The 21441-nt window shown below is 43.4% G+C and carries 20 protein-coding genes and 1 tRNA gene; 10 read left to right on the top strand and 11 right to left on the bottom strand.

Features of this window, described 5'->3' with window-relative positions; all coding sequences use genetic code 11:
• Window positions 1–20 precede the first annotated feature (20 nt).
• Window positions 21–794: an SDR family NAD(P)-dependent oxidoreductase gene (locus V7S74_RS04900; RefSeq protein ID WP_406777643.1), complete on the top strand. Its 774-nt coding sequence runs from the start codon at window positions 21–23 to the stop codon at window positions 792–794.
• On the opposite strand, the gene V7S74_RS04895 is transcribed toward V7S74_RS04900, so the two are convergent.
• The 5 genes from V7S74_RS04895 to V7S74_RS04875 all read right to left on the bottom strand — a co-directional run bounded on the left by V7S74_RS04895 (window position 775) and on the right by V7S74_RS04875 (window position 7708).
• Window positions 775–2961 carry a T9SS type A sorting domain-containing protein gene (locus V7S74_RS04895; protein ID WP_406777642.1) on the bottom strand — a complete coding sequence of 729 codons (2187 nt, stop codon included), beginning with the start codon at window positions 2959–2961 and terminating at the stop codon, window positions 775–777. The genes V7S74_RS04900 and V7S74_RS04895 overlap by 20 nt on opposite strands.
• A 127-nt stretch (window positions 2962–3088) precedes the next feature.
• Window positions 3089–3973, bottom strand: coding sequence for a hydroxypyruvate isomerase family protein (locus tag V7S74_RS04890; RefSeq protein WP_406777641.1), 885 nt, complete (start codon window positions 3971–3973; stop codon window positions 3089–3091).
• A gap of 19 nt (window positions 3974–3992) precedes the next feature.
• A complete protein-coding gene (locus tag V7S74_RS04885; RefSeq protein ID WP_406777640.1) occupies window positions 3993–5645 on the bottom strand; it encodes a complex I subunit 4 family protein in 1653 nt (550 codons plus the stop codon).
• Complete coding sequence (locus V7S74_RS04880) at window positions 5642–7429, bottom strand: NADH-quinone oxidoreductase subunit 5 family protein (protein ID WP_406777639.1); 1788 nt, start codon at window positions 7427–7429, stop codon at window positions 5642–5644. Before V7S74_RS04880 ends, V7S74_RS04885 begins: the two co-directional genes overlap by 4 nt.
• Window positions 7430–7462: 33 nt before the next feature.
• Window positions 7463–7708, bottom strand: a complete 246-nt coding sequence (locus V7S74_RS04875) for a MoaD/ThiS family protein (RefSeq protein ID WP_406777638.1) — start codon at window positions 7706–7708, stop codon at window positions 7463–7465.
• Window positions 7709–7743: 35 nt separating this feature from the next.
• Between V7S74_RS04875 and moaA the strand changes: the two genes are divergently transcribed.
• Together moaA and V7S74_RS04865 are read left to right on the top strand one after the other, a co-directional pair.
• On the top strand, window positions 7744–8736 hold the full coding sequence (gene moaA, locus V7S74_RS04870) for a GTP 3',8-cyclase MoaA (protein ID WP_406777637.1): 993 nt from the start codon (window positions 7744–7746) through the stop codon (window positions 8734–8736).
• A 16-nt stretch (window positions 8737–8752) separates the two neighbouring features.
• The gene (locus V7S74_RS04865) at window positions 8753–9730 is read left to right on the top strand and encodes a bifunctional heptose 7-phosphate kinase/heptose 1-phosphate adenyltransferase (protein WP_406777636.1); all 978 of its coding nucleotides are present in this window, start codon (window positions 8753–8755) and stop codon (window positions 9728–9730) included.
• 35 nt (window positions 9731–9765) lie between these two features.
• Here the strand turns inward: V7S74_RS04865 and V7S74_RS04860 are convergent, their stop codons facing one another.
• From V7S74_RS04860 to V7S74_RS04840, 5 genes are all read right to left on the bottom strand, one after another.
• Complete coding sequence (locus tag V7S74_RS04860; protein ID WP_406777635.1) at window positions 9766–10278, bottom strand: hypothetical protein; 513 nt, start codon at window positions 10276–10278, stop codon at window positions 9766–9768.
• A complete protein-coding gene (locus V7S74_RS04855; protein ID WP_406777634.1) occupies window positions 10259–11461 on the bottom strand; it encodes a hypothetical protein in 1203 nt (400 codons plus the stop codon). Before V7S74_RS04855 ends, V7S74_RS04860 begins: the two co-directional genes overlap by 20 nt.
• A 98-nt stretch (window positions 11462–11559) precedes the next feature.
• Entirely contained in the window at window positions 11560–11946 is a 387-nt protein-coding gene (locus V7S74_RS04850) for a RidA family protein (RefSeq protein WP_406777633.1), read from the bottom strand.
• Window positions 11936–12730, bottom strand: a complete 795-nt coding sequence (gene cobA, locus V7S74_RS04845) for a uroporphyrinogen-III C-methyltransferase (protein ID WP_406777632.1) — start codon at window positions 12728–12730, stop codon at window positions 11936–11938. The genes V7S74_RS04850 and cobA overlap by 11 nt, the downstream gene beginning before the upstream one ends.
• A 4-nt stretch (window positions 12731–12734) precedes the next feature.
• A complete protein-coding gene (locus tag V7S74_RS04840; RefSeq protein ID WP_406777631.1) occupies window positions 12735–14810 on the bottom strand; it encodes a HEPN domain-containing protein in 2076 nt (691 codons plus the stop codon).
• Window positions 14811–14926: 116 nt separating this feature from the next.
• On the opposite strand from V7S74_RS04840, the gene V7S74_RS04835 reads away from it, so the two are divergent.
• The 6 genes from V7S74_RS04835 to V7S74_RS04810 all read left to right on the top strand — a co-directional run bounded on the left by V7S74_RS04835 (window position 14927) and on the right by V7S74_RS04810 (window position 18830).
• Window positions 14927–16396 carry a S10 family peptidase gene (locus V7S74_RS04835; RefSeq protein ID WP_406777630.1) on the top strand — a complete coding sequence of 490 codons (1470 nt, stop codon included), beginning with the start codon at window positions 14927–14929 and terminating at the stop codon, window positions 16394–16396.
• A 32-nt stretch (window positions 16397–16428) separates the two neighbouring features.
• Window positions 16429–16516: transfer RNA gene (locus tag V7S74_RS04830), tRNA-Ser, on the top strand.
• Between the two features lie 354 nt (window positions 16517–16870).
• Entirely contained in the window at window positions 16871–17371 is a 501-nt protein-coding gene (gene parS, locus V7S74_RS04825; RefSeq protein WP_406777629.1) for a type II RES/Xre toxin-antitoxin system antitoxin, read from the top strand.
• Window positions 17371–17841: an RES family NAD+ phosphorylase gene (locus V7S74_RS04820; protein ID WP_406777628.1), complete on the top strand. Its 471-nt coding sequence runs from the start codon at window positions 17371–17373 to the stop codon at window positions 17839–17841. The genes parS and V7S74_RS04820 overlap by 1 nt, the downstream gene beginning before the upstream one ends.
• An 85-nt stretch (window positions 17842–17926) precedes the next feature.
• Entirely contained in the window at window positions 17927–18511 is a 585-nt protein-coding gene (locus tag V7S74_RS04815) for a 3-keto-disaccharide hydrolase (RefSeq protein WP_406777627.1), read from the top strand.
• 52 nt (window positions 18512–18563) lie between these two features.
• A complete protein-coding gene (locus V7S74_RS04810; protein ID WP_406777626.1) occupies window positions 18564–18830 on the top strand; it encodes a rhodanese-like domain-containing protein in 267 nt (88 codons plus the stop codon).
• Window positions 18831–18877: 47 nt separating this feature from the next.
• Here the strand turns inward: V7S74_RS04810 and lpdA are convergent, their stop codons facing one another.
• Window positions 18878–20272 (bottom strand): dihydrolipoyl dehydrogenase, encoded by a 1395-nt coding sequence (lpdA, locus tag V7S74_RS04805; RefSeq protein WP_406777625.1) that lies wholly within the window; start codon window positions 20270–20272, stop codon window positions 18878–18880.
• Between the two features lie 81 nt (window positions 20273–20353).
• On the opposite strand from lpdA, the gene prfB reads away from it, so the two are divergent.
• Window positions 20354–21428 (top strand): peptide chain release factor 2 gene (prfB, locus tag V7S74_RS04800; protein WP_406777624.1). Its coding sequence is split into 2 segments (ribosomal slippage): window positions 20354–20404 and window positions 20406–21428, totalling 1074 coding nucleotides; the frame shifts between segments, so codons are not numbered across the junction.
• The last annotated feature ends 13 nt before the right edge of the window (window positions 21429–21441 follow it).

Here is a 21441-nt window from a genome sequence, read left to right as displayed (position 1 = left end):
TTTTCATTTACATTAAGCATATGTCATACGCAATCATAACCGGCGGAAGTAAAGGGATTGGGAAAGAGATTGCCTTGCAATTAGCTGAAAGAGGCTACAACTTGTTACTCGTAGCTCGTAATTCTTATGAGCTTCAACAAGTGAAGGAGGAGATCCAAAAAAAATTCGCGAAGGATGTAGATTATTTAGTAGCAGATCTAGCTGATCCTTCTGCCGTTAATACACTCTACGAATGGGTATTAGCAAAGCAGATTGATCTACGAATTTTGGTGAATAATGCAGGCTATGGTTTAGTGGGAGAGTTTGAATCTTATTCTTTCGAAGAGACCCAAAAAATGATGCAAGTAAACATGAACGCGTTAGTCGAAACCTGTTACCGTTTTTACCCCATGCTTTCAGGTAAGGGTCAAGCTTATGTGTTAAATATAGCTAGTTCAACAGCCTACCAAGCGATTCCTTTGATGAGCGTTTATGCGGCTTCCAAAGTGTTTGTATTAAACTTCTCCCGTGGACTTTTTCATGAATGGAAGGCTAAAGGCATTTCCGTTACGGCGGTAAGCCCTGGTGCAACCACTACAAACTTTAATGACCGAGCAAACTTACCAGCTAAAGCGAGTAAGGCAGCAGAAAAAGTAACGATGACTCCGGCAATCGTTGCTAAAATGGCCGTCGATGGCATGTTTGCTAAAAAACAAGAAGTGATCACTGGCTTCATTAATAAGTTAGGTGCTTTCCTTGCTTGGATTGCCCCAAAGGCTATCTCAGAGAAAGTGGCTAAGGGAATTTACGAATAGTTTTTTCTTGGCTGATTCCATCCGAAATTAGCCGTATCACATAGGTTCCAGCAGAAAATGGGGAAATATCAAAATCCATCTTTCTGCTGGAATTTTTTATTTGTCTTGAGTCTAGTAATTGTCCTTTCAGGTCAACCAGTTGCAGTAAGGCATCTTCTGTCTCATAGGCGATTTCAATTGAAAATAGTCCCTTCGTAGGATTGGGGTAAACGGTGAATTCGTAGGTGGGTGGTGCGTCCACATAATAGACATTCGAATAGGGAGAGTAACAAGATAGATTTTTGTGCCGCCATTTAGCGCGGGCATAAAACTCCCTTCCTTTGTTTAGTTTTTGAAAATAGCTAGAATCGGTCGATCGGGTTTGATCAATTAACCATTCCGGAATTCCCTCCGATTGAACGCGTACGAAATAAGCTCCTGTTTTTTCAAGGGTGGGTGTAGGTGGATTGGATTTTCGCTCGAGGAGGATTTTTTCAGCTCGGTAAAAGCAACCATTGTCTTCCATTACACCTCCATATTCACCTGCAGGTAATATCCCTTTCACCGTTTTATCAGTAGAAAAGAGATGGCCATTTAATTCCCATCCTATAAAGCGAACGCTAGAGTCTATGCTTAGGGTCAGAAATGCGCTGTCAGCGGCACAAATAGGACCCGTGAAGGATTTGCGCAGAGAGGAACTTGGTTGCCTTAATTGGGGCAAGTTCAGGCTAATGGTGTCCGTCTCTCCATCGTTGCAGATAAATCGATATAGGCCTCCGGTTAGAATGAATTCCGCCGAAGGAGATTCGTATCGTTTGGTCGAGCCTATGGCTGAGGTTTTAAGAGGGCAACCTTGAATTTTGATGAGGTAAGTATGGGTTGAACAGTTGGTTGTTTTTAGGGCAATGAGGTGATGAATGATGGGGCCGTTTCGGGTATAATGAACAAGGGCAGTATCTTTCGCGCTACAACCGAGGGAATCGATGACAGTTCTGATCAATAGTCCAGGAGAGGTAAAAGGTCCTAGTGGGCTGTTCGCGGAGGAGGAATAGCTAACGCGAATAGGAAGGCTAGCTTGTGTGACATTTGTTTCAGGTATAGGGATGGTCCGATCTCCAGTTAAGCTAAATGCCTCGAGTGGCTCTAGCTGTAGTTGGGGTTTTATGCGAATGGGTACCAGTGTTCGGCTGCTTTCGCAATCGTTTATTTTTACGCTTACAAATCGAGTAAGTAGAGAATCATTAGCACCATTAGCGGTGATTGCTTTCATAGCTAAGGCAGAGGCGGTGCTTAGATTTGATTTTGCTGTGGCGGTTTCATACCAAATATTGTTTACTCCTCCGCTAGCTTGCAAGGAGATAGGGACGCCTGAACAGAAATAGGAAGGGGACATATTTTCAGGTGCTTCGGGTATGGGAATGGGGGTAGTTTTTACCCCTAACGACAGAGGTCCTTCACATCCGGACTTAACACAGGTCGCACGAAAAATACTGCTATCAGATCGAATCACTTGGAGACGACTTCCTTCTCCTACTTTTCGGCCCGATACATTGTACCAAAATGTCAAGGAGGGCGAGCAACCTGTGGCGTTGAGGGAAAAAGGGAGACCTAGGCAAGCTTTGACTAGTTTTACGGCATGGACGGGTGCAGCAGGGAGTGAGGTGACACTCAATGTTACCTCATTTGAAGCTAGCACACAGGATCCGAAAGGTAGTGTTAAAAAACGGGAGAAGGCTTTCAGTTTTGCGCCCTGCAAGGAGGGAGTTGCTAGGGCCGAATCGACAGGTAATCCGTTTATTGTCCAAGAATAAGCAGAGGAAATCGGAACACTGGAATTCTCGCAAACCGTTAGAGCAGAAATAATGGGTGCTTTTCGCAATATGATTAGGACAGAATCCGAATAATTGACACATTTCCCTACCGATATTTTCAATCGATAATAGCTTCCAGAAGGATGGGTGGCTCCGCCTGATAGAAAGGCAAAGCGCGATGAACGTGCACCCGTGATAGAAGTGAATTTAGAGTCGGATGGCCTACGTTTTTCCCATTGATAGCTACCGCCTGAACTAGTGCAAAATAGTCGAATGGAATCGCCTTCGCAGGTTATTTGGGCGAGGGGTTGCGTAAAAATGGTCGCACATTGTGCGAGGGAGACAAAAGAGAAAAAAAGCAATACCAGCGTTTTCATATCCCGAAATAGAGGAGAAAAATGCCGGCCTGCAAACGCGAAAAATCAATTAACAAGAACCTGATAAATAAAAAATGCAAACCACTCACCTGGAGCAGTTTGCATTTTTATCAAGGTATTGATATCCTTAGATGTCGCAGATTTTTACCGCTTGTTCTAAAGAAGCCATTTTGTCTTTGCGAGCCGGAATAAACTCTTGACCAATGAAGCCTTTGTATCCGGTATCGTAAATCGCGCGGATAATGGCTGCATAGTTCAATTCTTGCGTCTCATCGATTTCGTTACGACCAGGAACACCACCTGTGTGGTAGTGAGAGATGTATTGGTGGTATTTTTTGATGGTGGCAATTACGTCCCCTTCCATGATTTGCATGTGGTAGATATCGTAAAGCAATTTGAATTTATCGGAACCTACCATCTCACAAAGTGCAGCGCCCCATTCGGTTGTGTCGGCCTGGTAATCTTTGTGGTTGACTTTGGAATTTAACAACTCCATGGAGATCGTTACATCGTAACGTTCAGCCGTTTTCATGATGCGTTGTAGCCCTTTTTTGCAATTAATTAGGCCATCTTCATCGCTCATTCCGTCTCTGTTTCCAGAGAAAGTGATGATGTTTTTAACGCCCGCTTTCGCTGCTTTTGGAATAATATCTTCGTAGAAGCCTACTAAAGCATCGTGGTTTTTTGTGCGGTTAAAGAAGTTCGGAATGTTCATTCCATCTGGATATTTTCCCCAACCGATGGCTGCAGTCATATCGTGTTTCTTCAAAATTTCCCACTCATCGGGACCCGTTAATTCGATCGATTGTAAGCCGATTTTTTTGGCATTCATCACTAATTCCTCAAAAGGAATATCTTGGTAGCACCAGCGACAAGCCGAGTGATGTACTTTTCCTTTTAGGTCAAGTCCTGCTTGTTTGTCGGCCTCTTCAAAACGGTGGCCCATCATGCCCAGGCCAGCGAATCCTGCAGAGCTCTTTAGGATGTCTCTACGGCTGAATTTGTTTTCCATAGTGTATAATTTAATAGGTTTATTTTAACAGGGTAGTCACGAATTTATCACTGAGTTCGAATAGTAAACCGGGATAAATGCCTAGCAATATACTGATAATTCCAAGACCAAAAAGACTAACTAGTTCTAAATTAGTCAAATCAGGCAAAGACCAGTCGGTGTTTTTTAAGAAGAGTTTTCCCAAATAGATTTTTTGGAAAGTCCATAACAAATATCCAGCGCCTAATAATAGTCCCAAAGCTCCGAAAATCGCAATCCCCGGATGTACAAATGGACTCGTGAAGGCACCCATTAAACTAAAGAATTCGCCGATAAATCCAGAGAATCCAGGCATACCTAAGGAAGCAAAAATGGCAATCCCTGAGATGACCGTAAATCGAGGCATTAAGGTCACTAAGCCTGAATAAGAATCAATTTCACGGTTTCCAGTGCGGGAATATAATACGCCTACCATCAGGAACAATAAGGCGGATAAGACCCCGTGGGAGATGGTTTGGAAGATAGCTCCTTGCCAGCCTTCTGCTGTGAATGCGGCGATCCCTAGGAGTACGAAGCCCATGTGGGAAACGGATGAATAAGCGACTAATTTCTTTAAATCTGTCATCGCTAGCGCATTATAGGCACCGTAAACGATGGATAAGGCTCCTAGTCCAGCGAGGATATTAGCTGATGCGATTGCTTCTGCTTGGAAGAACGGAATTGTGATGCGTAACCAACCATAGGCGCCGATTTTCAATAAAACGCCGGCTAATAAAACGGAGATGGGTGTAGGTGCTTCCACGTGCGCATCCGGTAGCCAGGTGTGCAAGGGAACCATCGGTAATTTGATGGCAAATCCGATGAATAAAAGCCAAAAGCCCCATTCTCGAGCGCTCATTCCAGCTAGTAACCAGCCGGAGCTAGGGTGGAGGATGCTCGTGATTTGGACATTATTTAGATCCGATAAAGCCTGCATATCGAAACTATGCACCATCGAAGCGGTGGCAATTTCCTGCGATAATAACATGCCCTGAACGGCGTGCAATGCGTCCACATTAAATCCTTGTTCCGGACGAATCAAGCCGTTTAATAAGGCTGTTTCATACGGATCTACATAGGCTAAACCCATGCCTAACATCACTACAAGGATGAATAGGGAGCCTACGAGGGTATAAATGAAGAACTTCAAAGAAGCGTAATTTCGTCGCGGTCCACCCCAAATTCCAATTAAAAAATACATCGGAAGCAACATGAATTCGAAGAAGACGTAGAAAAGGAATAGATCTTTTGCTAGAAAACAGCCGATAATCGAGGCGTTTAAGAGCAATACTAAGGCATAATAGGTACTTAGTTTTTCTTTTATTTCTGTTGAGTTCCAAAGGGCCACCCAGGTAATTAAACCCGTTAAAAGAATCAGTGATATGCTTAATCCATCGACTCCGAGGGTGTATTTGGACATAAATTGCCCCATTGAACCCAGTGAAATCGAGAACCAAAAGTGCGATTCATTAAATTGAAATAAACCCGATTGCGTGTCGAAAGCAGCATAAATGTAGCCTAAAAGTCCTAATTGAATAGTCGAAAGACCGATGGCAATCGTTCTTGCCTGCTCCTTTAATTGACCTAATCCAAGGATGAGGGCACCTACGAGTGGCAATCCAATTAAGAGTGATAAAAGGGGTAAATTCGTCATTTAGTAAATACAGCGTAAAGTAAAAATAGGGCAAATGTCACAATAATCATAGCCCAGTAACTTTGGACTTTAGCTGATTGCCAGCGACTTAAAATTTTTCCAGTAGCCAGACTGAGGCTTGAGCTTCCGCCTACTAAAATTCCATCCACTAGATGTCGATCACACCAAGCAAGTAGGTGCGCGAGAATGACTTGTAAGGAGGCAATCCCATTGACTAGTCGATCAAGGATTTGGGTTTCGAAAATGAGGGCAGATCTACTTTTCCAGCGAATGAGGCGGAATAAGTTAGGCCAAAAACGAGGTAGGAACTGGTAATTTTCCGCCGGTATCCAGTTTCTGGATACATACGCTCCAGCGATACCGATAACCCAAGTCATAGCCGTGATGTATAGCCAAAAAGAAGGGATGTGGTAAATCGTTAGGAGGGCATTTTCAGGCATTTCAAACGGATGGCGAGAAATCCAAATGGACAAACTCGCGATAATTAATAGTCTGATGGGGATGTTTTGGGCAGAATTTTTCTCCGCAGAACCTTCCTTCAGTGGTCCCATGAAAATGAGATAAAACTGGCGGCTGATGTAGAAACTGGTCAATACCATTCCTATTGCTAACACAACCAGTAATTCGGCACGTCCAGAGGTATACAAGAATCCAGCTAGATTTTCCTTACTAAAAAATCCACCAGTTAAAGGTAATCCCATTAATCCGGCACCGAAAATAAGGTAAGCAAAGGCTGCCACCGGTGCTTTTTTTCGCAGGCCACCCATGTCGTTTAGGCTTTGGGAATGTACGGTATGAATCACGGCGCCAGCGGCTAAAAACAAGCCGGCTTTGAAAATGCCATGTGTTAATAAGTGAAATAAGGAGGCGTCTGAGCCCATTCCCATCCACATTAAACCCAGCTGGGAGATAGTGGAATAGGCGAGTGTCTTCTTGATATCTTTTTGGAAAATAGCAAAAACAGCTCCTGATAAGAACGAAATCGCACCAATGATTCCCATAAATAGGTGGGTCTCTGGACTCGTGATGTCGAAAACGCGCACACCCACGAAAACTCCAGCCGCCACCATCGTCGCTGCGTGAATTAAAGCAGAGGCGGGCGTAGGACCTTCCATCGCATCAGGAAGCCAAGACATTAAAGGAAACTGGGCTGATTTAGCGATTCCCCCAGCAATAATCGCCACCCCTATCAAGGTAGGTGCGATGCCCTGCATCGCAGAAAATTGCCACGTATTGAAATGTAAACCTAAACCGATGAGTCCGAACAACAGCGCAATATCACCAAGTCGGTTGATCAAAAAAGCTTTTTTCGCGGCTTGCGTTGCGGCTTGTTTTTGATGCCAAAAACTAATCAATAAATACGAACACGCCCCCACTAATTCCCAAGCTCCGTAAAAAAGGAAGACAGAATCCGTTAAAAGTAATAGCGTCATCGCACCCACGAACAGGTGCAAATAGGTATAATAGCGGCCGATAGACGGATCTCCTTTTAGATAAGATTTCGAAAACAGCTGGACACAAAACGAGACTATAGCCACTAAACCGAGCACTAATTGCGCAGAACTATTCGCCCAAAAACTGGCATTGATTTCCTGTCCTCCTAACTGAAACCAGGTATAGGCGATTTTAAAATCAGCCCCCACGCTTGAAAGGAAATAAAGTGCGGCAGCACTAAACAAGCCGGAAAGAGTGATCGAAACAAGGGATTTAGGGAAACAAGCTACTAAAAGGGCAGAAACCCACGGTAACAAGAGCACTCCAAGAAATAGGAGATTTAATCCCATATAAATGCAAAGATTTAATCGCAAATATACGGATTATCCGCCACTCACGGGAGGAATTAGGGCAATTTCCATGCTTTCTGACAGGATAAAATCCGGTTCCGGAAAGCGGTGTTCGGCAGCCAAACGTAAGGAGGGTAATTTTTCCAAAGCCGGGTGCATTGAACGCACCGTTTGCAAAAGCTCTTCTACGGTCACCTTTCCCTCTTTTTCGATGGAAATCGTAGACGATTTTAATAAATCGCGGCAAATCCCAAAGAGAAGAATGTGGTAGGTTGACATCGTTTTTTGTACCTTTGAATAATTGAGCAAATATATTGGATAATCCTCAGCTTTTTGATAATCACGGCCGCGAATTGAGTTATTTACGACTCGCAGTGACCGATCGTTGCAATCTGCGCTGCACCTATTGTATGCCGGCAGAGGGGATTAACTATATGCCGGAACGGGAGTTGTTGAGCTGGGAGGAGATGTTTCGCTTGACGCGTATCATGCACGAGATGGGTATCAAAAAGGTACGTATCACGGGTGGAGAGCCTTTTGTTCGGAATGGATTGCTTGAGTTTTTGACGGATTTAGCTGGCTTAAAGGACCTTGAAATCTGCCTAACGACGAACGGTGTTTTCGTGGGAGATTACATTGAATCTTTACAGAAACTCGGCGTTCGTCACATCAATTTAAGTCTAGATTCGTTAGATCGGGATCGCTTTAAGCAAATTACGCGAAGAGATGATTTCCAAAAAGTATACGACAATCTCCTTCGTTTAATTCAGGCCGGATTCCAGGTGAAGATTAATGCCGTTGTTATGCAGGGCAAAAACGAGGAGGACATTATTACTCTGACCGAGTTCGCTCGGGAGCATCCGGTATCCGTTCGTTTCATCGAAGAGATGCCGTTTAATGGGTCGGGGCTGGTAGAGGAAACCTTGTTTTGGGACCATATTCGGATTTTAGATCGCATTAAATCGGCTTTTCCTGGTTTACAGCCAAGACCATTTCTATACGGAGAAACGGCTCACACCTATGATGTTCCCGGATTTAAAGGGAATGTTGGAGTGATCGCAGCCTTCAGCCGAACCTTCTGTGGCACCTGCAATCGCATTCGTCTTACTGCCAAAGGCCAAGTCAAGACTTGCCTCTACGATGATGGCGTTTTTGATTTGAAGGCGTATCTTCGTAGTGGAGTGAGCGATGAGGAGGTGAGGAAACAACTGTTAACATTATTCAATAAACGTCCTTTGGACGGTTTTGAAGCAGAAAATAAAAGGATAGGTGTCATTACAGAATCGATGACGACTATTGGAGGATAAAATAAGAGGGAAACCTATGAGCCAATTATCAAGCCTAATTGAGAAATTTTCAAACCTACGCGTTCTCGTGGTAGGTGATTTAATGGTGGATGCCTACACTTGGGGAAAAGTGAACCGCATTTCGCCGGAAGCACCCGTTCCCGTGGTGAACGTTGTGAAGCGTGAATCTCGCCTAGGTGGAGCAGGAAATGTAGTTTTGAATATCGCCAGTTTAGGTGCAAAACCATTGGTTTGTTCGGTCATTGGAGATGATTCCACAGGCGAAACTTTACAAGGTATTCTACAAGAGGCAGGTTTATCTACAGCTGGCATTATTATCGAGAAAGGACGTCCTACGACAGTAAAAGAGCGTGTCATTGCTGGATCGCAACAACTGATCCGAGTAGATTCAGAAACGGAAGCACCTATTTCAGCTACCTCGTCTGCGTCCTTATTAGCGCAAGTAAAAGCGTGGTTACCGGAAGTCGATGTGATCCTTTTTGAGGATTATGATAAGGGCGTTTTGAGTGCTGATATAATTCAGGAAATCATTGCTTTGGCATCCGCACAAAATATTCCCACCGTCGTTGATCCTAAGAAAAAGAACTTCTTTTCCTACACAGGAGCTACCTTGTTCAAGCCTAACTTAAATGAATTACGGGATGGTTTAGGTTTGGATGTGTCGGCAACGAATCCAGAAAATATCGCTAAAACCGTAGCAGACTTCAAAGTAGCCCAGTCATTCACAGGACTTTTCGTGACGATGTCAGAACGCGGTGTTTACATGGATTTTGCCACAGACCAAATTCAAATCCCAGCCCACATTCGCCAAATCGCCGATGTCTCTGGTGCTGGCGATACCGTTATTTCCATTGCAGCCTGCGCTTTAGCAGCTGGAGGAACTGCTTCGCAAATCGCAGAGCTTGCAAACCTTGGCGGAGGCTTAGTTTGTGAATCCTTAGGTGTGGTTCCGATTGATGTGGAATTGCTGAAGAAGGAGGCTAGTAAGATTTAATTTTTCATAATTTCAGGTTCATTTCAAAAACCAGATCAATCCAGTTTTATTCGTGGATCTATGTACCAAACCAAATCGGTAACATAAAATTCTCCGGAATAAATTCCATAAGAAGTTAAATTATTTAATGCAGAGAATGCTTGAATGGTTGTACTTTTAAAGTCTGGCCCGATATGTGAATTCGCGTTGCCTTTTCCTGATATAAAAGGGAGTACTATCCATTTAAAAAGTTTCGGGTCTGAAGGTAAATTCCAACAATTTTCTGACTGTTTTATAAAATTCATTACTTGTTCTGCATCGGTTTTTTCCATTCCTCCAAAATGCCTCATTTCTGTAATTTTTCCGTTTCCAGATAATTTAAAAACGAATAAATTAAAAGTAGGTCTATTGCCCCATACTTTTAGATTATGTGAAAAATATTCGTAAAATTCACCTTTATCACAACCATTGAATAAAAATTCGTTTTTAGGATTTTCTTGAGCCACAGTCTTGATGCTACAAGATGTGATTATGAAAATAATCAGTACTTTAATTGCAGTGTTTGCCATAATTTTGGTTTTTATATTTTTGATCGATATTGTAAACCTCCCATTTATTACTTCTTAGGCTATCAAGGATGACTTCGTAGCATTCTTTTTCTTTTTGAAGTCCTAATAAAGCTAAAATTTTAGCATCTCGCTCATTAGTGTCATACAGAGAATGTAGTAAGGTAGCTATTTCATTTACATATTGGTGTAAAATTACTTGATGGTCATCTTTTGCAACCTTTCCTCCAATATAGATATGTAAATATTCATGGATGATCACTCGAGCAATATATTCTTTTGAAGCAGTTTTTAAATCTTTAGAATTCAAAGTAATTACATTACCGCGGACATAAGCATTTTTGTCATTTAGATTTGTATCTCCATCTACCGTATTTTCATTAATGATTACGGAGTATTTCAAGCCTCGTTTTGAGTAATCAAATTTTTGAATTATTGCTGAAATTTTACTGTAGGCGTTATTTTTCTGAAGATCTGCTAACACTTCTTTAAAGCAGGGATTTGTCAATTTTAATTGCATCTCACTGTAATTGTAATCAATGTAGTTAGTATGGTCACCGCCAGAGCCATTCTCATTTACACTTTCACCTCCCTCGTAATTCCCATAATAATTCATTGAGTTGGGTCTTGAATAGCCCCAGATGAATCCTCCGCCGCCACCTGTACCATAGACATTTACATTGTTAAGTAGGATGCCCATGATATACTCATAAATGAAGGCTACTTCCATATCTAAGTTCATCTCTCTCATGGAAAACGATTTTCCTTTTGGGATTAGGGCTTTTTTTTTACTTATGAAACCTGCTTTCAATGTTTCACCCTCGATGGATTGAATGATGATTTCCATGTCGGTTTCATTTAAGCGTCGATAGGATTTATACAATCCGTATCGTTTTCCAGCTAGCTCAAAGGTGATGAATTCCATGAAATCGGGTGAAATGACTGCGGGGTAGGTGTTTCTGACAGGAGCAGCATAGGCAGAGACACTGTCAGAAAGTTTAATCGGAATGGCTGCTTCCCAAGCAATAGAGGAAGCAAGTTTAAGTGGGTCCGTTTTTTGGGTCCAGGCTCGAAGCTCTGAAATGGCTGAAGGAATTGCGGGGTCTATCACTGTTTCTTTCGTGCAAGAAAACAGGCTTAGGCATCCTAAAAGAAGGATTAAGGTTTTTTTATAGTGGTTTATCATCGTTATGTGGTTTAATAACGATGTAGAGGTAGGCTTTTAAATTTGAGTTAGCTACAAATTAACTGATAATCCCAGCAGATTATCAGTTAACTGATAATTTACCCCACCCAAGCCGTGAATTCAATTTCCACTTTGTACTGTGGAGCGATCAAGGCAGAGATTTCGTAGATACCAGTTGTTGGTTTCACCTCTTTAAAGAAATGCGCATGAGCGCGAGCGATGTCAAGGTTTTTGGAAATATCCGTCGTAAAAATACGGGTACGAACCACGTCATTTAAGGAAGAACCAGCTTCCTCTAAAACGACTGCGATGCGTTCGATGATATTATACGTTTGAGCATATAAATCGTCAGCGGTGATTTTTTCGCCATCGACTAAAGCGACCGTTCCAGAAATTTCTAATAGATTTCCTGTTTTTACAGCACGGCAGTAACCGAAGGTATCTTCGAAAGGGGAACCGCTGTTGATGTTAATTCTATTGCTCATTTTCTTTGCTAATTTTCGTTATTTGTTTCCATAATTCAGGCTTCGCATGGCGAACCACTTCGCCTATGACGATGATGGCCGGATTGCTTAAACCGTCTTTAATAGCCATGGAGGCTAATTCAGAAGCCGAAGATACGCCGATTCGCTGGTTTTTCATCGTTCCGTTTTGGATAATCGCAGCAGAAACATCGCCTTTGCCGAAACGAGCACATAATTGTGCAATCTCTTCTACTTTATTCATCCCCATTAGGATCACCAAGGTTGCAGTGGATTGCAAACCTAAGGCTAGATCTGCTGTTAAAGAGCCGTCTGATTTAGTGCCCGTCATCACCCAAAAGCTCTCGTTTACTCCACGAATCGTTAAAGGAATTTCAGCCGCACCGGGAGCCGCATAAGAAGATGAAATGCCCGGAACATAATCCGTTAATAAACCGAAGCTGCGGGCATATTCAATTTCTTCTTGACCGCGGCCAAAAACAAATGGGTCACCCCCTTTTAATCGCACTACATGGCCTAAAGCATAAGCTTTTTCAACGATTAAAGTATTAATCGCGTCTTGTGAATGGCTAGAGCCTGCTCGTTTACCTACATAGATTTGCTCGGCGGAGGGGGAGCAGTGTTCTAGTAGACTTTGGTCCACTAATGCATCGAATAAAACGACCTGAGCAGACGCAATCGCCTTAATGGCCTTCAACGTAATCAATTCCGGATCACCCGGGCCAGCACCTACCACCGTTAATTTCGGGTGGGGTTCTAATTTTTTGAAATGGCTTAAATGCTTCATAGGATTAAGAACGGATGGCTTTAGCGGATTGTAAAAAGGCGTAAGCTTGTGCAGTATAGCAAGCAGCGAATTCGGCTGATGGCTCGTTTTGGTTAATCTGCAATACTAATTCAGCGAATGAGGCTGCATCTACCACAAACTCGCCTGTCGCTACGAAGTTCTCATCGAATTTCGTGATGACCGAATGTTGGGTTGGAACCGAAATCGATTTATCTAATAATAAGGCCTTCGCCGCAGAAATAAACACACTGTAGGCGTGGTAGATGGCATCCGCATAGCGTTTGTCCTCTAATGCCGCTGCCGTCCACTCGTATTTTTCGTCTGATTCAAAAAGTAAGGTAGCCACCAAGTCGATCACCACACCCGCACATTCTCCCACACCGATTTCGGTAGCGAAGTTTTCTGTTGCACCCCAATCAATGAAATCATCATCTACTAAAGTGCTTAAATCCGCGATAGGCTTCAATAAATCGTAGAAATATTTCTCGCCTTGGCGATCGTAATAGCTGTGGAAGTATTCGTCCGCCTGAGCGTTTTCTTCGAAATTGTTTAATAAGGTGCGTAATACTTGAGGGCCTCTTTTGGAGGGAACTTTGATCACTTTATCCGCAATTTTTCCTTCGCCATTTCCCAAAGTGGCACCGCCTAATAAAACTTGCAATGCGGGTAAAACACGTTTGTCGGCTGCTTTTAAGGACGAGCCGTGGAATCCAATGGATGCCATGCTGTGTTGTCCACAGGCATTCATACAGCCTGAAATTTTGATTTTCATGGCGCTGTCATGGATCAAAGAAGGGAATTCTTCGGTGATGACTGCCTCTAATTTCGAGGTGATATTCGTTGAATCTGAGATCGCTAAATTACAGGTATCTGTTCCCGGGCAGGCCGTGATGTTTGCGATGGAATTTGCTCCCGGAGCCGCTAAACCATGTGCATCTAATACGGAATATACGTAGGCCAAATTCGCCGTAGGCACATATTTCAACATCAAACCTTGGTTAATCGTGATGCGAATATCATCGCCGATATATCCTTTTAGTGCCTCGATTAAAGAGCGAGAGGTAGTGCTTGAAATATTCCCATTTAGGATACGCACATAAACTGCGTGGAATCCTTTTTGCTTTTGTTCAAAGGTATTCGTCGCAAACCAGGTAGCGTATTCCTCGGTAGATGGTGTTGCCACATCAGCATTTAATGTAGGCGCTTCCACTTCCCAGGCAGTTGCCGATGGAATTTCGAAAGAATGATTTTTCAATGCCTTCGATTCCGCTTTCACTAAATCCATAAAGGCTTCAAAACCGATTTTTTGGATCAAGAATTTCATGCGGGCTTTGTGGCGGGAATTACGTTCGCCGTGGCGATCGAAAACACGCAAAATAGCCTCGATGAATGGAATTACTTTATTTTCTGCAAGGAATTCGTATGCTACGTGAGCCAACATCGGTTGTGCGCCTAAGCCACCACCCACGACTACTTTGAAGCCGCGCTCGCCGTTCACGATTTTCGGGATGAAACCCACATCGTGTAAATAGGCTAAAGACGTATCTTCGTCCGTATTCGAGAATGACATCTTGATTTTACGACCCATTTCTTGGCAGATCGGGTTACGCAAAAAGTAGCGGAATGCTGCGTCTGCGTGTGGGCTGACGTCGAATAATTCCTTCGGATCGATGCCGGAAGTAGGGGAGGCCGTGATGTTACGGACTGTGTTTCCACATGCTTCGCGCAAGGTGATATCGTCTTCTTCTAATTTAGCCCAAAGTTCCGGTGTGCGGTCCAGCGACACATAGTGAATCTGGATGTCTTGCCGCGTTGTTAAGTGCAAATTACCCGTCGAATATTCATCTGAAATGTCCGAAATCCGCTTCCATTGGTGGAATTGAATCTTGCCATATGGCAATTTAATGCGGATCATCTGCACCCCTTGTTGGCGTTGTCCATAGACACCGCGCGCGAGGCGAAGACTTCTGAATTTCTCCTCGTGGATCTCGCCAGCCTTGAATTGAGCGATTTTTTTCGCTAAATCCAGGATGTCTTTTTCGACAACGGGGTTTTCTATCTCAGAGCGGAAACTTTGCATAATTTAATCTTGAAATGTTTATAAAGTCTATATAATATATAGAGTAGATGCAAAAGTAAGGCAAAACGGGTTTATTGCCAAAGAATTTTTATATTCGTTTTCAAAATCTTCAAACGATGAAAAAAATATTGATTATTCTTTTTTGCACTTTAGCGCTGTCATTGAATGCACAGATCGGGAAAGACCCGGCAGGCGTGCAGGTGGTAAAGACGAAACACTCCATTACGATCGCCGGAAAGGTGATTAATTACACGGCGACCACCGGTTATATGCATATGAAGGCTGATACGGGTAAGGTTTTGGCCAAAATCTTCTTCACCTACTACTCTAAAGACGACGAAGACGGAGCCAAGCGCCCAGTCACTTTCACCTTCAACGGTGGCCCAGGTTCTGCCTCTTTGTGGTTGCACATGGGCGGCGTAGGCCCTAAGCGCGTCGTATTAAAAGACGACGGCACCGCAACCGCCGCACCTTATTCTTATGTACCCAACGAATTCTCCTGGTTAGATAAAACGGATTTAGTCTTCATCGATCCTGTTTCGACCGGCTATTCTCGCGCTGTGGGCGAACCCGCTAGCAAATACCATGGCTATGTAGAAGACATCAATTCGGTAGGCGATTTCGTGCGCAATTTCTTAAGCCGCTACGACCGCTGGGCTTCTCCAAAATTCTTAGCCGGCGAAAGCTACGGTACGACGCGTGCCGCTGGATTATCCAAATTCTTGCAAGACGAACACCGCATCTACATTAATGGAGTGATTTTGATCTCCGCTGTCTTGAATTTTGGGACAAACGATTACAACATCGGAAACGACCTACCTCGCGCCTTGTACATTCCATCGTATACCGCCGCAGCCTGGTACCACAAGAAATTAGCACCCGCTTTACAGGCGAGACCGATCGCAGACGTATTAAAAGAATCCGAGCAATGGGCTATCGGCCCTTACGCGACTGCCTTAATCAAAGGCGGTTGGATGTCAGAAGCTGAGAAATCTGCCATCGCTGAAAAAATGGCCTATTACACCGGTCTTTCCAAAGAGCTCTGCCTTCAAGCTAACCTTCGCCTAGACGAAAACCGTTTCTACAAAGCCCTTCGCCGCGGCGACGGACTTTCGATCGGACGTTTAGACGCTCGTTTCACTGGTCGTAACTTAGATGATGCTGGCGAATACGTCGATTTCGATCCTTCTTTCACAAACATCGATGGCCCATTCACAGCGACGATTAACGATTATTTATCCAAAGAATTGAAGTTCACAGACGAGAAAGGCTACAACGTCTTCGGCGAAGTGTATCCTTGGTCTTACAAAAACGTCCAAAACAAATACTTGAACGTGGCAGAGAGCCTTCGTGATGCGATGGCCAAAAACCCGAACCTCAAAGTCTACCTCGGCTGTGGCTACTACGATTTCGCTACTCCCTACTTCACGGCGGTCTACGACATCGAGCACATGTTTCTACGCCCGGAGCAACGCTCCCGCGTAGACATTAAGTATTACGAATCTGGACATATGTACTACATCCACAAACCATCCTTGATTCAATTCAAGAAGGATATTGATTCCTTTTTCGATTCGTCGAAATAAATTACTATTTTTGCAACCCCACGGGCGCTTACAGAGGGGTGTCCGAGTGGTTTAAGGAGCACGCTTGGAAAGCGTGTGTAGGTCTCAAGCTTACCGAGGGTTCGAATCCCTTCCCCTCTACAAAGCCTTCCAGCGTGAGCTGGGAGGCTTTTTTAATGGGCGGAAGTGAATTCCGCTAGCGAGATTGAACGTACGCCCATTAAAAAAAGCCACGGTTCGCAGCGCGAACAGTGGCAGGCTTTGTGCAAGATGCCCCGCGGGCTGACAGCGAAACGGAGTGGAGCTGTCACTCCCTGTTGAAAATATCAAGTAACTGATAATCTGAACTTTGTATTATTATTCCAGCTAATTCAAAGCTAGCTTGCCGAAGGATTGATGGGATTCTGTTTTGGCACAACCATTACATAATTTAATTTTCCCTTTAGAACTATGGTAGCATTTATGTTGTACATTTACAGCATAAATGCTATATCTGTGAAAAAAGAAATAAATGAACCTGCAATTTTTGATACGCAAAAGAGTATAAGACGCGCACGAGTTGTTGTATCATCAATGCCTAAATGGCGATTCGAGTCTGAGGGGATCGAATATGCTTGGCAATCTACATTAGATAGAGTGGACATTATTAGAAGAGGTGTTCCTTATTCATCCATTGAAATAATAAGTAAAAGAATTGACGTTCCGGTAAAATCAGTTTTGCATATGTTTGGCCTACCTCAAACCACTTACAATAAAAAAAGAAGAGAAAAATCACTGCTGAACGGCAGAGATAGCGAAGTTATTTTACTTCTGACAGAATTGGTTGATTTTGGGATTGAAGTTTTTAATCAGGAAGAGGATAAATTTCTTCGTTGGATGAAAAAGCCCAATTATTCGTTGGGAAATAATACACCAGAAAGTTTATTGGACTCAAATACAGGCATTCAAGAAGTTCGAAATTGTTTGAATCGAATTGAATTTGGAAATTTTGCCTAATGAAAGTATACCGAATAGATCGAAAAAAATACCTTGACACCACTTTGTCAGGTGGTGGAGCATCTAGAATGCAGGGTTATCGATGGAATAGCCTGAACACGTATATTGTATATACTTCTGCATCTCGAGCACTCGCTACGTTAGAAGTATCCGTTCATATTGATCTATCTGAAGATCTACCTACAGATCGGTATTACGTGGAAATAGAGATTCCAGAAGAAGTTAAAATAGTAGAACTGAAAATGGATGATTTACCTCCAAACTGGGACACCAAACCACCCATTTTAGAAACCCAGTTTATTGGCGACGATTTTGTTGCGCTGAGTTCAGCCGCAGTTTTAAAAGTACCTAGCAGTATCGTGCCTCCTGAATTTAATTACCTAATTAATCCCGCCCATCCTGATAGTGTTAAAATCAAGGTCATTTCTGTGGAGGCGCTGGTATTTGATGGTAGGATAGTTAAGAGGTGATTATAGTAGATTAATCCCCACCACTATTTCATTTTTAAACTTTTAAGTTCATATTTACCACCATAAATTAAACCTATCAGCTAAAATGAAAAACCTACTTCTTTTACTTCTTCTTTTAAACTTTTCCGCCCACGCCCAATGGGTCGAACTCTTAAACGGCCGCGACTTAACAGGTTGGAAAGCCAGTGAAAATCCGAATTCGTTTCAAGTAAAAGACGGCGAGCTACGTATCGAAGGCCCTCGGGGGCACCTCTTTTATGAGGGTCCGGTAGGTAATCATTCCTTCACTAATTTCGAAGTGAAAGCCCTAATTAAAACCCAAGAAGGCGCTAATTCAGGTTTATTTATTTGCACCGCATTTCAAGACACTGGCTGGCCTTCTCAAGGCTATGAAATTCAAGTAAATAATTCTCATACCGATTGGCGCAGAACTGCCAGTCTCTATGGCATTGTGGATACCGCTGAGAAATTAGTGCACGATGAGGAATGGTTTGAATTGTATGTAAAGGTGGAAGGGAATCACGTTACGACCAAGATAAATGGAAGAACGGTGGTTGACTACGAAGAGCCGGCGGATAAGAAAAGAATCCAACCTGGTACCATCGCCATCCAGGCGCACGATCCGAAAAGCAAGATCGCTTATAAAAGTGTTCAAGTTTTCGTTCACTGATAATTTAACATTGGATAAGTAGTTCTCAGTTGATTGAGCTGATATTTGTCTTATGATAACACAGGCAGAATTACGCGCATTAATGCCCCATGTACTCGTCGTTGACGTTCGCAGTGGGGAGGAGTTTCAAGAAAGACATATACCCAATGCCCTTCATATCCCATTATTGGAAATTCCTCAGCGACTAAGTGAATTAAATGTCATGATTCCCATTGTCACCGTTTGTGGGAAAGGCGGAGGCCGTTCTATGGATGCCGCCTCACTCATCACGGGTGCGGATTGGCTCGAAGGTGGAACGGATGGTTTTTTTGTACAATAAAAAAGAGGAGCCTTTTGAGCTCCTCTTTCTTTTCCTATCGTTGTAGATTATAAGTCTACCGCTTCTCCGTAAGCCGCTTCTGTCGCGCCTTTGAAAGCTTCTGACATCGTCGGGTGAGGGTGAACAGTTTTCATAATCTCGTAAGCTGTACTTTCTAACTTGCGAACCACTACCGCTTCAGCGATCAATTCCGTTACGTTGTAACCGATCATGTGCGCGCCTAATAATTCACCATATTTGGCATCATAAATAACTTTCACGAAACCATCACGAGCACCGGCAGCCGTAGCTTTACCTGATGCAACAAATGGGAACTTACCCACTTTGATATCGTAACCAGCTTCTTTCGCTTTCTTCTCTGTCATACCCACTGACGCGATTTCTGGCGTGCAATACGTACAACCTGGGATGTTCGAATAATCTAAAGCCTCTGTCTTATGACCAGCGATTTTCTCGACACAAATGATACCTTCTGCTGAAGCTACGTGTGCCAAAGCAGGACCCGGAGTCACATCGCCAATCGCATAATATCCTGGCATATTCGTCTCGTACCAAGCATTCACTGGGATACGACCTTTGTCTACGATAATACCTACTTCTTCTAAACCGATGTTCTCTAAGTTGCAGATCACACCTGCCGCAGAAAGAACGATATCGCATTGGATTTCCGTATTTCCTGTCGGAGTCTTGATGCTTACTTTGCAACCTTTTCCTTTAGTATCAACAGATTCTACGCTTGAAGACGTTAAAATCTCGATACCCATTTTCTTGTATTGCTTCGCTAATTCTTTTGATACATCTTCATCCTCGACAGGAACAATGTTTGGAAGGAATTCTACGATCGTCACTTTCGTTCCCATCGCTGCATATACGTAAGCGAATTCAACGCCAATCGCTCCTGAACCGATGATAATCATCGAATCTGGACGTTTTGCTAAGCTCATCGCCTTGCGGTATTCGATTACTTTTTCGCCGTCGATAGGCACATTAGGCAATGCACGTGCACGTGCACCCGTAGCAATCATGATATTTTTACCTTCGTAAACGGTTTTCTTTCCGTCTGCGTCAGTTACTTCGACTTTCTTGCCAGGTTGGATTTTTCCAAAACCCATAATCACGTCGATCTTATTTTTCTTCATCAAAAACTGAACGCCTTTGCTCATGCTATCTGCCACCCCACGAGAACGTGCAATAACTGCTGAGAAGTCTGCTTCAGCTCCTTTTACGGTGATACCGTAATCAGATGCGTGTTTAATATATTCGAAAACTTGGGCAGATTTCAAAAGGGCTTTGGTAGGAATACATCCCCAGTTTAGGCAAATACCACCTAGAGATTCTTTTTCAACCACTGCACATTTTAAACCTAATTGAGAAGCTCGGATAGCTGCTACATAACCTCCTGGGCCTGAGCCTACCACGATCAAATCGTATTGTTGCGCCATTTTATTGCTTGATTTAAATGAATGAGGCCGCAATTTAGCACAAAATCGGGTATATTTGCACTTTATTAAGTAGAAAATCACATGACTAGAGACAGGTTCAATGACCTGAAAGCCAGAATAGAGGCTTTAAGGAGGTATCTTTGACTACGATCACAAGAAATATTTAATCTCTGAACTAGAGACGGTCACCTTAGATCCAGAGTTTTGGAATAATCCAGATAAGGCAGAGAGCACGATGCGGGAGATGCGCGGGCTGAAATTTTGGACGGATGGATTCGACAAACTTTCGAGCGCACAAGGTGATCTAGAAACCATCTGGGAATTTTACGAAATGGGCGAAGCGACCGAAGCGGAAGTGGATGCGGAAGGCGAAAAGCTAGAAGCTAACCTGGAAGCACTCGAGTTTCGCAAGATGATGTCTGACGAAGGCGATAATATGAGCGCCGTATTAGAGATCAATGCCGGTGCGGGTGGAACAGAATCCCAAGATTGGGCATCCATGTTATTGCGTATGTACCACATGTGGGCAGAAAAGAATGGATTCAAGGTGCGTTTAGTGGATGAAAATCCAGGGGATGTGGCTGGAATCAAATCCGTGACCATCGAGGTAGACGGTGAATTTGCCTACGGAAATTTAAAATCAGAAAATGGGGTACACCGCTTAGTGCGTATTTCCCCTTTTGACTCGAATGCGAGACGTCACACCTCTTTTGCGTCTGTGTATATCTGTCCTTTGGCGGATGATACCATCGAAATTGATGTAAATCCAGCCGACATAGAATGGGATACTTTCCGTTCGGGAGGGGCAGGTGGCCAAAACGTGAACAAAGTCGAAACTGCCGTTCGTTTAACCCACAAACCTTCCGGAATCATCATCGCTTGCCAGCAAGAACGTTCGCAATTAATGAACAAAGAAGTAGCGTTGCGCCTTTTGAAGTCCAAATTATATCAAATCGAAATCGATAAACGGAATGCTGCACGTGCCGAAGTGGAGGCAGGTAAGAAGAAAATCGAATGGGGCTCGCAAATCAGATCCTATGTTTTAGACGATCGACGAGTAAAAGATCACCGTACAAATTACCAGACATCGAACACTGATGCGGTGTTGGATGGGGAGATAAATGAGTTTATTAAGGCTTATTTGATGGAGAATTAGTCGACAGTCGCTA

It is taken from the genome of Aquirufa novilacunae, from assembly GCF_045310505.1.
GTDB lineage: Bacteria > Bacteroidota > Bacteroidia > Cytophagales > Spirosomataceae > Aquirufa > Aquirufa novilacunae.
Note: the sequence above shows the minus strand (reverse complement) of the source record. Positions and strands in the feature narration are given on the sequence as shown.

Bases quoted from the DNA above. Each gene is read 5' to 3' on its own strand.
- V7S74_RS04900 (WP_406777643.1), top strand. From the start codon at position 21: ATGTCATACGCAATCATAACCGGCGGAAGTAAAGGGATTGGGAAAGAG.
- V7S74_RS04895 (WP_406777642.1), bottom strand. From the start codon at position 2,961: ATGAAAACGCTGGTATTGCTTTTTTTCTCTTTTGTCTCCCTCGCACAA.
- V7S74_RS04890 (WP_406777641.1), bottom strand. From the start codon at position 3,973: ATGGAAAACAAATTCAGCCGTAGAGACATCCTAAAGAGCTCTGCAGGA.
- V7S74_RS04885 (WP_406777640.1), bottom strand. From the start codon at position 5,645: ATGACGAATTTACCCCTTTTATCACTCTTAATTGGATTGCCACTCGTA.
- V7S74_RS04880 (WP_406777639.1), bottom strand. From the start codon at position 7,429: ATGGGATTAAATCTCCTATTTCTTGGAGTGCTCTTGTTACCGTGGGTT.
- V7S74_RS04875 (WP_406777638.1), bottom strand. From the start codon at position 7,708: ATGTCAACCTACCACATTCTTCTCTTTGGGATTTGCCGCGATTTATTA.
- V7S74_RS04865 (WP_406777636.1), top strand. From the start codon at position 8,753: ATGAGCCAATTATCAAGCCTAATTGAGAAATTTTCAAACCTACGCGTT.
- V7S74_RS04860 (WP_406777635.1), bottom strand. From the start codon at position 10,278: ATGGCAAACACTGCAATTAAAGTACTGATTATTTTCATAATCACATCT.
- V7S74_RS04855 (WP_406777634.1), bottom strand. From the start codon at position 11,461: ATGATAAACCACTATAAAAAAACCTTAATCCTTCTTTTAGGATGCCTA.
- V7S74_RS04850 (WP_406777633.1), bottom strand. From the start codon at position 11,946: ATGAGCAATAGAATTAACATCAACAGCGGTTCCCCTTTCGAAGATACC.
- cobA (WP_406777632.1), bottom strand. From the start codon at position 12,730: ATGAAGCATTTAAGCCATTTCAAAAAATTAGAACCCCACCCGAAATTA.
- V7S74_RS04840 (WP_406777631.1), bottom strand. From the start codon at position 14,810: ATGCAAAGTTTCCGCTCTGAGATAGAAAACCCCGTTGTCGAAAAAGAC.
- V7S74_RS04835 (WP_406777630.1), top strand. From the start codon at position 14,927: ATGAAAAAAATATTGATTATTCTTTTTTGCACTTTAGCGCTGTCATTG.
- V7S74_RS04820 (WP_406777628.1), top strand. From the start codon at position 17,371: ATGAAAGTATACCGAATAGATCGAAAAAAATACCTTGACACCACTTTG.
- V7S74_RS04815 (WP_406777627.1), top strand. From the start codon at position 17,927: ATGAAAAACCTACTTCTTTTACTTCTTCTTTTAAACTTTTCCGCCCAC.
- V7S74_RS04810 (WP_406777626.1), top strand. From the start codon at position 18,564: ATGATAACACAGGCAGAATTACGCGCATTAATGCCCCATGTACTCGTC.
- lpdA (WP_406777625.1), bottom strand. From the start codon at position 20,272: ATGGCGCAACAATACGATTTGATCGTGGTAGGCTCAGGCCCAGGAGGT.